Source organism: Pseudomonas sp. GQ91, assembly GCF_059758795.1.
Genome location: NZ_JCAXED010000016.1, coordinates 101,307 through 117,117, shown reverse-complemented (window position 1 = coordinate 117,117; position 15,811 = coordinate 101,307). Strand labels below are relative to the sequence as shown.

9 protein-coding genes and 1 other RNA gene are annotated in these 15,811 nt (G+C 60.6%); 4 read left to right on the top strand and 6 right to left on the bottom strand.

The window, feature by feature from the left end:
* Positions 1-158 precede the first annotated feature (158 nt).
* From ffs to AC6CIA_RS22310, 6 genes are all read right to left on the bottom strand, one after another.
* Positions 159-255, bottom strand: an RNA gene (gene ffs, locus AC6CIA_RS22335) — signal recognition particle sRNA small type.
* Between the two features lie 99 nt (positions 256-354).
* Positions 355-1,518 (bottom strand): zinc-binding metallopeptidase family protein, encoded by a 1,164-nt coding sequence (locus tag AC6CIA_RS22330; RefSeq protein ID WP_498315184.1) that lies wholly within the window; start codon positions 1,516-1,518, stop codon positions 355-357.
* 105 nt (positions 1,519-1,623) lie between these two features.
* Complete coding sequence (gene ligA / locus AC6CIA_RS22325) at positions 1,624-3,981, bottom strand: NAD-dependent DNA ligase LigA (RefSeq protein WP_498315182.1); 2,358 nt, start codon at positions 3,979-3,981, stop codon at positions 1,624-1,626.
* Between the two features lie 87 nt (positions 3,982-4,068).
* Positions 4,069-4,920, bottom strand: a complete 852-nt coding sequence (gene zipA / locus AC6CIA_RS22320; RefSeq protein WP_339531432.1) for a cell division protein ZipA — start codon at positions 4,918-4,920, stop codon at positions 4,069-4,071.
* 295 nt (positions 4,921-5,215) lie between these two features.
* Positions 5,216-8,704, bottom strand: coding sequence for a chromosome segregation protein SMC (gene smc / locus AC6CIA_RS22315; RefSeq protein WP_498315179.1), 3,489 nt, complete (start codon positions 8,702-8,704; stop codon positions 5,216-5,218).
* A gap of 2 nt (positions 8,705-8,706) precedes the next feature.
* Entirely contained in the window at positions 8,707-9,366 is a 660-nt protein-coding gene (locus tag AC6CIA_RS22310; RefSeq protein ID WP_498315177.1) for a GntR family transcriptional regulator, read from the bottom strand.
* A gap of 280 nt (positions 9,367-9,646) precedes the next feature.
* Between AC6CIA_RS22310 and xdhA the strand changes: the two genes are divergently transcribed.
* The 4 genes from xdhA (at position 9,647) to guaD (ending at position 15,778) form a co-directional block, all read left to right on the top strand.
* A complete protein-coding gene (xdhA, locus tag AC6CIA_RS22305; RefSeq protein WP_498315175.1) occupies positions 9,647-11,095 on the top strand; it encodes a xanthine dehydrogenase small subunit in 1,449 nt (482 codons plus the stop codon).
* Positions 11,088-13,487 (top strand): xanthine dehydrogenase molybdopterin binding subunit, encoded by a 2,400-nt coding sequence (gene xdhB / locus AC6CIA_RS22300; protein ID WP_498315173.1) that lies wholly within the window; start codon positions 11,088-11,090, stop codon positions 13,485-13,487. The genes xdhA and xdhB overlap by 8 nt, the downstream gene beginning before the upstream one ends.
* Before the next feature lie 121 nt (positions 13,488-13,608).
* A complete protein-coding gene (xdhC, locus tag AC6CIA_RS22295) occupies positions 13,609-14,451 on the top strand; it encodes a xanthine dehydrogenase accessory protein XdhC (protein ID WP_498315171.1) in 843 nt (280 codons plus the stop codon).
* A 22-nt stretch (positions 14,452-14,473) separates the two neighbouring features.
* Positions 14,474-15,778 carry a guanine deaminase gene (gene guaD, locus AC6CIA_RS22290; protein ID WP_498315169.1) on the top strand — a complete coding sequence of 435 codons (1,305 nt, stop codon included), beginning with the start codon at positions 14,474-14,476 and terminating at the stop codon, positions 15,776-15,778.
* Positions 15,779-15,811 lie beyond the last annotated feature (33 nt).

Genomic DNA, 15,811 nt, shown 5'->3' with positions numbered 1-15,811 from the left:
TCTCCCGTCAAGAGGATCGGCGGGAGAACGGCCAGACACACGAAAGCGCCGCGCAGATGAGTTATCAGCGAGCTTTTTTTCAAGAGTCTGTGGTTGATTTGCCGCAGAACCGCGGCCTTGTAACGACATCCGCGAAAGCGCGGACGTTATGGAGGCAACCCCACCAGCCACACCCCGGCACACAATGTTCCCGCTGTGGCTGCTTCCTTCCGGATCTGACCAGGTTCACGGGTAATCGTTGCGGGGGGACCGATGGGGTCACCATAACGACACTCGCCTCTCGGCAAGCCGCGCCATTGTACCGATCTGATCGGAAGTTACAACCGTTGGATCCGGATTAAAAAATGTTGAGGTTCAAGTACTTGTCTGCAGCACCTGATCAGCCATACCGCCTTCGTGCTGAATCACCAGATGGATAAAGTGCAGCTTGGCAATTACCGCGGGCGACAGGACAAAGGGATAGAAATCCGGCTGCCCCATGCTGCGGGACAGTTCGTTGAGCATCCCGGCCAATTCGATCCAGGCATTCACGAACGCGAGAAATGCCGCGCCGCCCGGGTGCTCAGGATCATAGAGAACTGCCAGGGGAAACGGCTGGTAGTCCAGATCCATCTCACGAGCGCTCATGCCAAAGCCCAGCGCCGTGTCGACCGCGTCCATCATATGCAGGTAATGGGCCCAGGATTCTGCCCAGTCTTCCCAGGGATGCATGGTCGCGTAGGCACTCACGCAGGCCTGTTGCCAGTCAGGGCGCGGGCCATTCCGGTAATGACGATCCAGGGCTTCAGCGTAGCTGTCGCGTTCATCACCGAACACTTGACGGAAGGGTGCCAGCCAGTGGCTGTTGGCGATCAGGCGATCCCAGTAATAGTGACCCACCTCATGGCGGAAATGCCCGAGCAAGGTACGGTATGGCTCACGCATCTGTACGCGAACTTTCTCACGATGAGCATCGTCGGCCTCCTTGATATCGAGGGTGATCAAACCATTGGCATGACCGATGGTGGGCGCAACGCCCTGCAGATCAATGCCGACGAAATCAAACGCCAGGCCCGCCTCCTCGTCGACGCTTTTGGGGATCACCTGCAACCCCAGGCTGATCAACTGCGCCACCAATCGGCGCTTGGCGATTTCCACCTTGCACCAGCGCTCGGGGTTTTCGGCGACTGACAGATCGGGGATGGTGCGATTGAGGCTGCACGCTACGCACAAGGTCTGGCCGTTATCGGCGGGCAACAGCCAGTTGCAGGCCGCTGCCGTGTCCAGGTTGGCACAACGACGAAACAGCCCTGCCCCGGGATCGACGTCCAACCACCAGGTATCGACCACGGGCCCTGGCGTCAGGGAGGACAGGCGACTCTGCTGCGGCTGATAGCCCAGCAATGCCGAGCAGGCCAGGCATTGGCTGTTGCGAAAAAATAACGACTGGCCGCAACGGCACGCCCAGACCTTGCTGTTACGGGAAAGCCCCGACGGCGCGCCGAGGCGGGAACTGAGCTGTTCGAAGAAACGGTACACGGCGATCTCTCCCGGTCATGAATACCCAATGCCCCGTAGCCGTTGTCCAGGAGAACCGGGCGCAATGTCTCTGAACATGCCCGGGCAGAAATCGTTCAATCCACCTCAGACGCTGATGTGGTGTTTGGCCAGGAACGCCACGAATGCCGCCTCATCCAATACCTTCAGGCCCAGCTCACTGGCCTTCGCCAGTTTCGAACCGGCGCCAGGCCCTGCCACGACGCAATGGGTTTTCGCAGACACCGAGCCCGCCACCTTGGCACCGAGGCTTTCGAGCTTTTCCTTGGCTACCTCACGACTCATCAATTCCAGGGAACCTGTGAGCACCCAGGTATGACCCGCCTCGGGCAAGCCCTCCACGACTTTTTTCTCGCTGTGCCAATGCATGCCGAAGTCCTTGAGCTGCTGCTCGATGGCCAGCGCCCGGCGGGCATTGTCTTCGACGTCAAAGAAGTCACGCACGGCCTTGGCCTGCTTCTCTGCCAAGGCTTGGCGCATATCCAGCCAATCGGCGTGGATCACCGCCTCCAGAGAACCGAATTTGTCCGCCAGTTTCTGCGCCGCCCCCGGCCCAACGGAAGGTACGTGCAACTTGTCGAGCAAACCGCCGAGGGTGGTACTGGCGGCGAATTCGGCACTCAGGTCGCCCTGTTCCTGCAGGACCAACCCGCACTCGTCGACGGACAACAGCGCGCCAATCACTTGCCGGTTATGGCTGTCCTCAAAGAAGCCATGAATCTCGTGCGCGACTTCCAGGCCCACATCCGGCAAGTACGTCAGCACTTCCGGCAAGGCCCGCTGTACCCGCTCGAGGGAGGCCAGGGAGCGCGCCAGGACCTTGGCCGTTTCCTCGCCCACATCGGGAATGCCCAAGGCGTAGATAAAGCGCGCCAGGGTCGGTGTCTTGCTGCTTTGGATAGCGGTGATCAGCTTTTTGCTGGAAATATCGGCAAAGCCTTCCAGGTCGATAATGTGCTCGTACTTGAGCTTGTAGAGATCCGCCGGTGAGGCGATCAGTTTTTCATCCACCAGTTGCTCAATGGTCTTGTCGCCCAGACCCTCGATGTCCATGGCCCGTCGCGACACGAAATGGATAATTGCCTGCTTGAGCTGCGCACCACAGGCCAGTCGCCCGACGCACCGGTACACCGCGCCCTCGCTGACGGTTTCCTTGCCCTTGCTGCGCTTGACCAGTTGCGTGCGCTCAACGTGGGCACCACAGACCGGACAGCTTTCGGGAATGTGCACAGGCCGGGCACCTTCCGGGCGACGCTCGATGACCACCTGTACCACCTGCGGGATCACGTCGCCGGCACGGCGGATGATCACCGTATCGCCGATCATCAAGCCCAGCCGCGCCACTTCATCCATGTTGTGCAAGGTCGCGTTGGACACCATCACACCGGCTACCTTGACCGGTTTCAGGCGCGCCACCGGCGTCACGGCGCCGGTACGTCCGACCTGGAACTCGACGTCCAGCAACTCGGTCAACTCTTCCATGGCCGGGAATTTATGTGCAATCGCCCAGCGCGGCTCGCGAGCTCGGAAGCCCAGTTCACGCTGGGAAGCGATGCTGTTGACCTTGAATACCACACCGTCGATTTCATACGGCAGGCTGTTACGCCGCTCGCCAATATCGCGGTAGTATTCCAGGCAATCCTGAACCCCCTTGGCCAGCTTCAGCTCACGGCTGATCGGCAGGCCCCACTTCTTGAGCTGCTGCAGGTTGCCGATGTGGGTGTCACTGATATCGGTGGTCACGCCATAGCAGCAGAACTCCAGCGGGCGACTGGCGGTGATCTTCGAGTCGAGCTGACGCAAGCTGCCGGCGGCGGCATTGCGCGGATTGGCAAAGGTCTTGCCGCCGACTTCCAGTTGCGTGGCGTTCAACCGTTCGAAACCGGCCTTGGACATAAACACTTCGCCGCGCACTTCCAGCGTCGCGGGCCAACCGGTGCCGTGTAGCTTGAGCGGGATATTACGCACCGTGCGCACGTTGACACTGATGTCTTCGCCGGTGGTGCCGTCGCCGCGGGTGGCACCACGTACGAGTTCACCGTCCTGGTACAACAGGCTGACCGCCAGGCCATCGAGCTTGGGTTCGCAGCTGTATTCAACCGCCGCGCCGCCGCCAAACAGATCTCCCACCGGCAGATCCAGCCCTTCGGTGACCCGGCGATCGAATTCCAGCAGGGTGGTTTCATCAAAGGCGTTGCCCAGGCTGAGCATCGGGATTTCATGCCGTACCTGGGTGAACGCCGACAGCGCCACACTGCCCACACGCTGAGTCGGTGAATCGCGGGTGACCAGATCCGGGTGCTCGGCTTCCAGCGCCTTGAGTTCGTGAAACAACCGGTCATATTCGGCGTCCGGGATGCTCGGCTCGTCCAGGACATGGTACCGGTAGTTGTGCTGATCCAGCTCAGCACGCAATTCAAGAATGCGGGTGTGGGCGGCGGTCATGGGTGTTCTCTCATAAAGCAAAAGAGCAGCCGAAGCTGCTCAATATGTTAGTGCACGTATTCTATCGACAACGCTTAAGATCGAACCTCAGCGTTTCTGTGTCAGGGCGCGACGCTCGAACTCTACGATCCGTTGACGGTAGTGTTCGATCGTCTGGGCCGTGAGCACGCTGCGCTGGTCATCCTTGAGCTCGCCGTTCAGTTCCTGGGACAGCTTGCGCGCTGCTGCCACCATCACGTCAAACGCCTGTTTCGGGTGACGCGGTCCTGGCAACCCGAGGAAGAAGCTCACTGCGCGGGTGCTGAAGTGATCGATATCGTCCAGGTCAAACGTCCCAGGCTTCACCGCGTTGGCCATGGAGAACAGGACTTCACCGTTGCCAGCCATGCTTTCGTGGCGGTGAAAAATATCCATCTCACCAAAACGCAGGCCGCTTTCCAGAATGTTCTGCAGCAAAGCCGGCCCCTTGAAACCACTCTCGTCGCGGCAGATCACGCTGATCACCAGCACTTCCTCAGCCGCCGGCTGATCCTTGGTGGTCTCGCGTGCAGCACCCTTGGACGGCGCCTCGTCCGGGAAATCGTCGTCACGGCTGCTGAAGCTCGGGCCGTCTTCCAGATCCAGATTCAGGTCGCCCTGAGAGGGCTCGCTGGCGCTACGCTTGCCGCGCTTGGAAGAGGGCTCGCGCGCTTCACGCAAGGGCGCGCTCATCGACGGCAGATCGTGCTCGTCCAGTTGCGGCTCTTTATGGGTATCCAGGACACGCGGCGGTCCAAGCAACTCGGCACCGTCGTCGTCAGGCAGATTGGACAGGTTTCGATCCAGGCGGAACTTCAGCTTGCCCTTGCCGCCGCGCATGCGGCGCCAGCCATCAAAAAGAATACCGGCAATCACAATAATGCCGATGACGATCAGCCACTCGCGCAGACCGATTTCCATGTAATCCCTTGCCTCTATAAAAAATGCTGAAAAATAAGGGGTTTAGCACTGTGCAAACCGCTTTAAAACGTGGCGCCAACTCTATGTTCTGAATGGCGTTTTGCCCACGCATACGAAAAATTGACATTAAACTAGCACGACCAAAGATAACTTTACACAGTTGTCGCAGTTTGTGTCGATTTGCCGTCTTTCGGCAGCCAGAGACATTTCGTACGACGGGGGCAATTGTAGAGGTGAGTTGTAAGCCTCAAGCTTCAAGCTTCAAGCCAACTCACTTGCCGCTTGCCGCTCGCCGTCAGGCGTCCACCATCGCCATCGCTTCCTCGACATCCACCGCCACCAGTCGCGAACACCCGGGCTCGTGCATCGTCACCCCCATCAATTGATCAGCCATTTCCATGGCGATCTTGTTATGAGTGATGTAGATGAACTGCACCGTCTGGGACATTTCCTTGACCAGTCGGGCATAGCGTCCAACGTTAGCGTCATCCAGTGGCGCATCAACCTCATCGAGCATGCAGAACGGCGCCGGATTCAACTTGAAGATGGCAAATACCAGGGCCAATGCGGTCAGTGCCTTTTCGCCACCGGACAACAAATGGATGGTGCTGTTCTTCTTGCCCGGAGGCCGCGCCATGATCGTTACCCCTGTATCGAGTAGATCTTCGCCCGTCAGTTCCAAGTAAGCGCTGCCACCACCGAAAACTTTTGGAAATAACGCCTGTAAACCGCCATTAATCTGATCAAAGGTATCTTTGAAACGATTACGGGTTTCCTTGTCGATCTTGCGAATCACGTTTTCCAGGGTGTCCAGGGCTTCCACCAGATCGGCATCCTGCGCATCCAGATAACGTTTACGCTCGGACTGCTGCTGATATTCATCGATGGCCGCGAGGTTGATCGCCCCCAGGCGCTGGATACGCGCGGCAATCCGCTCAAGCTCTTCTTCGGCCTCTTTCTCGTTGGCCTGGGCAGTCAGGGTATTGAGCACGCCGTGCAGGTCGTAGCCGTCTTCCAGCAGTTGGTCCTGCAAGGATTTGCGTCGCACCGTCAACGCTTGCCATTCCATGCGCTGCTGTTCGAGTTGGCCGCGGATCAATTGCGACTGCTGCTCGGCCTGGGTCCGACGCTTTTCCGCGTCACGCAGTTCACGGTCGGCATCTTCCAGGGCGATCTGCGCCGTCTTGAGTTCTTCGTCGACGCTCATGCGCTTGTCGAGCAACTCTTCAAGCTTGAGCCGTAACTCTTCCAGCGGGGCTTCGCCCTCCTCCAGATTGAGGCTCAGTTGCTCACGCTTTTCCGTCAGGCGTTCGGATTGCATCTCCAGACGCTCAAGGGCCTGGCGCGTGGAGTCGTGCTGCGCGCGCAGGGAGCCCAGGCGCACCGCCAACTGGTGAGCATGATCCTTGTGCTGGCGCGCTTCCTGGCGCACGCGATCCAGACGCTCACGCAGGCTGTCTCGCTGGGCCAGCAACAGCTCACGCTGCTCGGTGTCGAGGGCCATGCTGTCGAGGGCATCCTGCAGTTGCAGGCGTGCCTCACCGACTTGCTCATGCTCCAAGGCACGCTGCTCGCCCATCTCCGCCACTTCTTCGTCGAGACGGGTACGGCGCAGGGTCAACTGCTCGACCTTGGCCTTGCTCGCCGAGAGCTGGGCTTTCAATTCGCCTTGCTGGCGGGCTTCATCCTGCAACAGGCGGCGCAAGTGTTCACGACCGGTCTCTTGTTGGCGCTGAGTAGCACGCAGGGTCTGCAATTGGGTTTCGAGGGACTCAAGCGTGGCTTCGCGCTCTTCGCGCTCGGCGCTCAGGTTGACGATTTCCTGACCCCGGGCCAGCACGCCGCTCTCGGCCTCGCTGGCCCGGCGTACCCGCAGGAAGTGCCGACCGACCCAATAGCCATCACGGCTGATCAGGCTGTCCCCGGCACCGAGCTGCCCGCGCTCGGCCAACGCCTGCTCCAGGGATTCCACCGGTTTGACCTGGCCGAGCCAGGGCGCCAGATCAATCGCCGCCTCGACCTTGTCCAGCAAGCTGCCTGGCACGCGCGCGCCCTCCGCGGCGGGGCTGAGCAAGCGCAAGTCACCTTGGGCAAAACCGGCCAGGTCGAAACCGCCAAAATCATCCACCAGCACCGCTTGCAGGTCGGCGCCGAGCACGGTTTCCACCGCCAGTTCCCAACCGGCCTCGACTTTCAAGCCCTCGGCCAGGCGCGGACGTTCGGCCAACTGCTGATCGCGTAGCCATTGCGCCGTGCCGGTGCCCGGATCCAGGGCCGCTTGCTGCAAGGCTTCAAGGGACGCCAGGCGCCCGTTAAGCCGCTGCAAGTCACCCTGCGCCTGCTGCTGGGCCTGAGTCGCGTGCTGCAGCTCCTGGCGCAACTGCTCCAGGCGTTCCACTTGTTGTTCTTCGCTGGCTTCCAGCTCTTCGAGGGTCATTTCGCTCTCGGCCAGCTGCTCGCTCAACGCCAGGATCGCCGCATCTTCCGGGTCGGCGGCGAGCAATACGCGCTCTTCCTGCAACCGTCGCTGACGCTCGGCCAGGCGCTCCATGCTGGTTTCCAATTGCTGGATGCGCGATTGCTGCACCTCGGCCTGGCGACGGGGTTCGGCGGAACGCAGGTTGAAAGCGTCCCACTGCTCCTGCCAGCCGTGCATGGTGGTCTCGGCTTCCTCGAGCGCTGCGGCGGCTTCTTCGGCGGCGGCGCTGGTGATTTCCTGCTCGGGGGTGAGCATGTCCAGCTCTTCGCCGAGGGTCAGCAGCAACGTGCGGTCGTGCCCCAAGTGCGATTCGGTTTCCAGCTGCGCGCGTTCGGCTTCCTTCAGGTCGTCCTGCAACTGCCGTAACCGTTGCTGGCCATGCTGGATGCTCTGTTCCACGCGGGCGATATCGCCACCCACCGAATAGAAACGCCCCTGCACCAGGTTGAAGCGCTCGGACAGATCGTGATGCCCATCGCGTAGCCGCTCGATGCTGGCGTCGGCGTTGCGCTGCTCGGCGACCAAGGCTTCGAAGCTGATTTCCTGAGTGCCGATGATCGCTTCGCGCTGCCCCACCTGATCGTTCAAGGCTTGCCAGCGCAGCGCCGACAGTTGCGCCTTGAGCTGGCGCTCCTCGGCTTTATATTCCTGATACTTCTCGGCCGCCTGGGCCTGACGGTGCAGGCGCTCCAACTGGCGCTCCAGCTCTTCACGCAGGTCGGTCAGGCGCGCCAGGTTTTCATGGGTGCGGCGGATACGGTTCTCGGTTTCGCGGCGGCGCTCCTTGTATTTGGAGATGCCCGCCGCTTCTTCGATAAAATTGCGCAGGTCCTCGGGCTTGGCCTCGATCAGCTTGGAGATCATGCCTTGCTCGATGATCGAGTAGCTGCGCGGGCCCAAGCCGGTGCCGAGAAAGATATCGGTAATGTCCCGGCGCCGGCACTTGGTGCCATTGAGGAAGTAACTGTTCTGGCTGTCGCGGGTCACTTTGCGGCGAATCGAAATTTCCGCATAGGCCGCGTACTCGCCGATCAGGGTGCCGTCGGAGTTGTCGAACACCAGTTCGATGCTGGCCTGGCTCACCGGCTTGCGGCTGGTGGAGCCATTGAAGATGACGTCGGTCATCGACTCGCCACGCAGGTTTTTCGCGGAGCTCTCGCCCATCACCCAGCGCACGGCGTCGATGATATTCGACTTGCCGCAGCCATTGGGCCCCACCACTGCCGCCATGTTACTGGGGAAGTTCACCGTGGTCGGGTCGACGAAGGATTTGAACCCCGCCAGTTTGATGCACTTGAGCCGCACGCTTAGGCATCCGCCAAGGCAGCGATAACCAACGAAGCGCTGCGCTGGCAATAGGCTGACAGCACCAGGCGAATCTGCGGCAAATCACGCGCAAGTACGGCGGCGAGCAATTGCTCGAACAGCTCCAGGTATTCACTCATGGACGCTTTGCGCTGATCCAGGGCCAGGTAATAGGCACGGTTCATCGCCGGCTGCAGGTTTTCGACGGTTTCCTGCAAGTACGGATTATTGGCAAAGGGATAGGCCGCACGCATCACGCTGAAGCACTCTTCAACGAAAGCGCGGATGTCCTGACGCTCGAAATTGCTCACCAGGCGCTGCTGGATCTGCACGAACGGCGCCATGTCGACCTGCGTCTGCCAGCCTTCGGCAACCGCGTTGCCCAACAGGATGTACAGCTCGCTCATCAACGTACACAGGCTCTGCACCTTATGGGCGGTGAGTTCGGTGACGTGCGCGCCACGGCGCGGCAGGATCGCGATCAAGTGCCGGCGCTCGAGGATCAGCAAGGCTTCGCGCACGGAACCACGGCTGACATTCAGCGCCAGCGTGACCTTTTGCTCCTGGATCCGCTCCCCAGGCTTGAGATCGCCGCGAATGATACGTTCGGCGAGGTGATGAGCGATTTGCTCGGCAAGACTATCCGGCGCCTTGAACGTCATGTTTTTCCTTCAAAATCTTCGATCGATACAAGGGCGGCAGTGTAGCGCAATTGCCTGCTGATGGCGCACGGCCAAGGTCGCCGAATGTGGCATGAAACAAGCAGAGATTAAAGGCCCAAAGCCCGTGAACACGGCGTCTTCAAGGATCTGAACCATAATCAAAGGTGTTGAAATCGCATTTTCTTGACCTTCTGGTCAGAAAACCATTGACCGAAAAGTCAGACATGACTAGATTCGGCGCAAAGCGGTTAACAACAATAATGAGTCTGCGAGGCCTTCCGTGATCCAGTTTTTACTCAACCAGGAGCTCCGTAGCGAGCATGACCTGGACCCGAACCTGACGGTGCTCAACTACCTGCGTGAGCATCTGGGAAAATCCGGTACCAAGGAAGGCTGCGCCAGCGGTGACTGTGGCGCCTGCACCGTGGTGGTCGGCGAATTGCACACCGATGAGCAAGGCGTAGAGCAGATTCGCTATCGCAGTCTCAACGCCTGCCTGACCTTTGTTTCGTCCCTGCACGGCAAACAACTGATCAGCGTGGAAGATCTCAAGCACCAGGGCCAACTGCACAGCGTGCAACAGGCCATGGTCGAATGCCACGGCTCGCAATGCGGCTTCTGCACCCCCGGTTTTGTGATGTCGCTGTTTGCCCTGCAGAAAAACAGCGACGCGCCTGACAGTGCCAGGGCCCACGAAGCGCTGGCCGGCAATCTGTGTCGTTGCACCGGGTATCGCCCGATCCTTGCCGCCGCCGAACAGGCCTGTTGCAACAAGCCCCAGGACCAGTTCGACAGCCGCCAAGCCGAAACCATCGCCCGCCTCAAAGCCATCGCCCCAACGCAGACCGGCGAGTTGAACAGTGGCGACAAACGCTGCCTGGTGCCCTTGACCGTCGCCGACCTGGCCGATCTCTACGACGCCTATCCGCAAGCCCGCCTGCTGGCCGGCGGCACCGACCTGGCGCTGGAGGTCACGCAATTTCACCGCGTACTGCCGGTGATGATCTACGTCGGCAATATCGAAGAGATGAAGCGCATCGAGCGCTTTGACGACCGCCTGGAGATCGGTGCCGCCACCGCGCTCTCCGACTGCTACGCCGCATTGAACCAGGAATACCCGGACTTCGGCGAACTGCTGCAGCGCTTTGCCTCCCTGCAGATCCGTAACCAGGGCACGCTCGGCGGCAACATCGGTAACGCCTCGCCCATTGGCGACTCACCGCCGCTGTTGATCGCGCTGGGCGCGCGGATCGTCTTGTGCAAGGGCGACACCCGTCGCACCCTGGCGCTGGAAGATTACTTTATCGACTATCGCGTCACGGCCCGCCAGGACAGCGAATTCATCGAGAAGATCATCGTGCCCAAAGGCGTGCCACTGTTTCGCGCGTACAAGGTTTCCAAGCGCCTGGACGATGATATTTCCGCGGTCTGCGCGGCCTTCAATCTGCGGATCGACAACGGTGTGATCGCAGACGCGCGTGTCGCCTTCGGTGGCATGGCGGCCATTCCCAAGCGCGCCAGGCACTGCGAAAGCGCGTTGATCGGCGCCGTATGGAACGCCGCCACCGTGGAAAAAGCCTGCGTCGCGCTGGCCGAGGATTTCACCCCGCTGTCGGACTTCCGCGCCAGCAAGGAATACCGCCTGCTCAGCGCGCAAAACCTGCTGCGCAAATACTTCATCGAACTGCAAACGCCGCACATCGAGACTCGGGTGACCGCTTATGTCTAACCATCACGCCGTGGAAAAATCCCCCGCCGAACTTGCCGCGCTGTTTGCCAAGGACCTGGCCTCCGGGGTCGGTCGCAGCGTCAAGCATGACAGTGCGGCCAAGCATGTGTCGGGCGAGGCGCAGTACATCGACGACCGCCTGGAGTTTCCCAACCAGTTGCACCTGTATGCGCGCCTGTCAGACCGCGCCCACGCGAAAATCCTCAGCATCGACACCGCGCCCTGCTACGCCTTTGAAGGGGTGCGCATCGTCATCACTCATCACGATGTGCCAGGCCTGAAAGACATTGGCCCGCTGTTGCCGGGCGATCCACTGCTGGCCATCGACGACGTGCAATTTGTCGGGCAGCCGGTGCTGGCCGTCGCCGCTCGCGACCTGGAAACCGCACGCAAGGCCGCGATGGCGGCAGTGATCGAATACGAAGACCTGGAACCGGTGCTGGACGTGGTTGAAGCCTTGCGCAAACGCCATTTCGTACTCGACAGCCACACCCATCAGCGCGGCGATTCGGCCGGTGCCCTGGCCACCGCCCAGCACCGCATCCAGGGCTCGCTGCACATTGGTGGCCAGGAACACTTCTATCTGGAAACCCAGATTTCTTCGGTGATGCCCACCGAAGACGGCGGCATGATCGTGTATTGCTCGACGCAGAACCCCACCGAAGTGCAAAAACTGGTGGCCGAAGTGCTCGACGTGTCGATGAACAAGATTGTGGTCGACATGCGCCGCATGGGCGGTGGTTTTGGCGGCAAGGAAACCCAGGCGGCGAGCCCGGCGTGCCTGTGTGCGGTAGTCGCGCACCTCACCGGCCAGCCGACCAAGATGCGCCTGCCGCGGGTCGAAGACATGCTGATGACCGGCAAGCGTCACCCTTTCTATATCGAATACGACGTCGGCTTCGACGACAGCGGCCGCCTGCACGGCATTCAACTGGAACTGGCCGGCAACTGCGGCTGCTCGCCGGATCTTTCGGCGTCGATTGTCGACCGCGCGATGTTCCACTCCGACAACTCGTATTACCTGGGCGACGCCACGGTGAACGGCCATCGCTGCAAGACCAACACCGCATCCAACACCGCCTATCGCGGTTTCGGTGGCCCGCAAGGCATGGTCGCGATCGAAGAGGTGATGGACGCCATCGCCCGCCACCTCGCCCTCGATCCGCTGGCAGTGCGCAAGGTTAACTACTACGGCAAGACCGAACGCAACGTCACTCACTACTACCAGACCGTCGAGCACAACATGCTCGAGGAGATGACTGCCGAACTCGAGGCCAGCAGCCAGTATGCCGAGCGCCGCGAGGCGATCCGGCGCTATAACGCCAACAGCCCGATCCTGAAAAAAGGCCTGGCGCTGACACCGGTGAAGTTCGGCATTTCCTTTACCGCCAGCTTCCTCAATCAGGCCGGCGCCTTGATCCATATCTACACCGACGGCAGCATCCACTTGAACCACGGCGGCACCGAGATGGGCCAGGGCTTGAACACCAAGGTCGCGCAAGTGGTGGCCGAAGTGTTCCAGGTGGAGATCGACCGGGTGCAGATCACCGCCACCAATACCGACAAGGTGCCCAATACCTCGCCGACCGCAGCCTCCAGCGGCGCCGACCTGAACGGCAAGGCAGCACAGAACGCTGCCGAGACCATCAAGCAACGCCTGGTAGAGTTTGCGGCCCGCAAGTTCGAGGTCAGCGAGGCCGACGTGGACTTCCACAACGGCCATGTACGCATACGCGAGCAGATCCTGACGTTCGAAGCGCTGATCCAACAGGCGTATTTTGCCCAAGTGTCGCTGTCCAGCACCGGCTTCTACAAGACCCCGAAAATCTTCTACGACCGCAGCCAGGCGCGGGGCCGGCCGTTCTATTACTTCGCTTTCGGCGCAGCCTGTTGCGAAGTGATCGTCGATACGCTGACCGGCGAATACAAGATGCTGCGCACCGATATCCTCCACGATGTGGGCGCTTCGCTGAACCCGGCCATCGACATCGGCCAGGTCGAGGGCGGCTTTATCCAGGGCATGGGTTGGCTGACCATGGAAGAGTTGGTGTGGAACAACAAGGGCAAACTGATGACCAACGGTCCGGCCAGCTACAAGATCCCGGCGGTGGCCGATATGCCGCTGGACCTGCGGGTGAAGCTGGTAGAGAACCGCAAGAACCCGGAAGACACGGTGTTTCACTCCAAGGCCGTGGGTGAGCCGCCGTTCATGCTCGGAATTGCTTCGTGGTGCGCGATCAAGGATGCCGTGGCGAGCCTGGGTGACTATCGCCACCAGCCGAAGATCGATGCACCGGCGACGCCCGAGCGAGTGTTGTGGGGCTGTGAGCAGATGCGCCAGTTGCAGGCGGCGAAGGCCGTTGAGGCTGAAACCGACATGGCTTCGCTTTAGGACCGGGGTGCTGCCATCGCGGCAAGCCAGCTCCCACATTTGACGGTGTTCACAAATCAAAATGTGGAAATGGGCTTGCCCGCGATGACGGCCGACAGACAACAGAAATGTTGAGGTGAACATGAACAACTGGATCAGCGCCCTCGCCGACCTGCAGCACCAGGGTGAACCCTGTGTACTGGTGACCATCATCGAAGAACTCGGCTCCACGCCGCGCAATGCCGGCTCGAAAATGGTGATCAGCGCGCAACACACCTTCGATACCATCGGCGGCGGACATCTGGAATACAAGGCGATGCAGATCGCCCGCGACATGCTCGCCCGCGGCCAGCAAAACACTCATCTGGAGCGCTTCAGCCTGGGCGCCAGCCTCGGCCAGTGCTGCGGTGGAGTGACCGTGCTGCTGTTCGAGCCCATGGGTCAGGTGCAGGCGCAAATCGCGGTATTTGGCGCCGGGCATGTGGGCCGCGCGCTGGTGCCGCTGTTGGCCAGCCTGCCCTGCCGGGTGCGCTGGATCGATTCGCGGGAGCAGGAATTCCCGGCGCATGTCCCCCAAGGCGTGCGTAAAATTGTCAGCGACGAGCCGGTGGATGAAATCGATGCTCTGCCTGCGGGCAGCTACTGCATCGTCATGACCCATAATCACCAGCTCGACCTGGAGTTGACCGCCGCCCTGCTCAAGCGCAACGACTTTGCCTATTTCGGCCTGATCGGCTCGAAGACCAAGCGGGTCAAGTTTGAACACCGCCTGCGTGAGCGTGGCTTCGATGCCGCGCAGTTACAACGCATGCGTTGCCCGATGGGGTTGACTGAGGTCAAAGGCAAATTACCCGTGGAAATTGCCATCTCCATCGCCGGCGAAATCATCGCCCTCTATAACGCCAATTTCGGTCAGCAGACTGCAAGCGCCGAACCTATTGCCAAGTTGCTGCCGGCCTCGCGCCGCAGCCATGCCGCCAACTAAGACGCCAGGAATCGAGACGACCATGCCTTTGACTCGCAAAGCCTACCGTGCCGCCATTTTGCACAGCATCGCCGACCCCGCCGAAGTGGGCATCGAAGCCTCCTATGAGTATTTCGAAGACGGCCTGCTGGTGATCGATAACGGCCAGATCAGCGCCCTGGGCCACGCCAGCGAATTACTGCCGACGCTGGCCGCCGACATCGAGATCACCCATTACCAGGATGCGCTGATTACCCCCGGCCTGATCGACACCCATATTCACCTGCCGCAGACCGGCATGGTCGGCGCGTACGGTGAACAGTTGCTGGATTGGCTCAACACCTACACCTTTCCTTGCGAAAGCCAGTTCGCTGACAAGGCTCACGCCGAAGAAGTCGCGGATATCTTCATCAAGGAATTGCTGCGCAATGGCACCACCACCGCGCTGGTGTTCGGCAGCGTGCATCCGCAATCGGTGAATGCATTCTTCGAAGCGGCGGAAAAACTCGACCTGCGAATGATCGCCGGCAAGGTCATGATGGACCGCAACGCGCCGGACTATCTGACCGATACCGCCGAATCCGGCTATCAGGAAAGCAAGATGCTGATCGAGCGCTGGCACGGCAAGGGCCGTTTGCACTATGCGGTGACGCCGCGTTTCGCGCCTACCAGCACCCCTGAACAATTGACCCTCGCCGGGCAACTGCTGGGCGAATACCCGGACCTGTACATGCAGACTCACATCAGTGAGAACCTGCAGGAAGTGGCTTGGGTCAAGGAGCTGTTCCCGGAACGCAGCGGTTATCTGGACGTGTACGACCATTACAAGCTGCTGGGCGAACGCTCGGTATTCGCCCACGGCGTCCACCTGTGTGACGACGAATGCGCGCGCTTGGCGCAAGCCGGCTCGGCGGTTGCGTTCTGCCCGACCTCGAACTTCTTCCTCGGCAGCGGCTTGTTCAACTTGCCGATGGCGGAAAAGCACAAGCTTAACGTCGGCCTCGGCACTGACGTCGGGGGCGGGACCAGCTTCTCGCTGCTACAGACGCTGAACGAAGCGTACAAAGTGATGCAACTGCAGGGCGCGCGGTTGAGCCCGTTCAAGTCGCTGTACCTGGCCACCCTCGGCGGTGCGCGGGCACTGCGCCTGGAAGACCGGGTCGGCACCCTGCAACCGGGCACCGATGCGGACTTCCTGGTACTGGACTACAACGCGACACCGCTGCTCAGCTATCGCCTGAAACAGGCGAATAACATCGCCGAGACGTTGTTTGTGTTGATGACCCTGGGGGATGATCGGGCGGTGCTGCAGACGTATGCGGCGGGACAGTTGGTGCACCAACGCTGATTTCAAACACGACACAAACAAATGTGGGAGCGG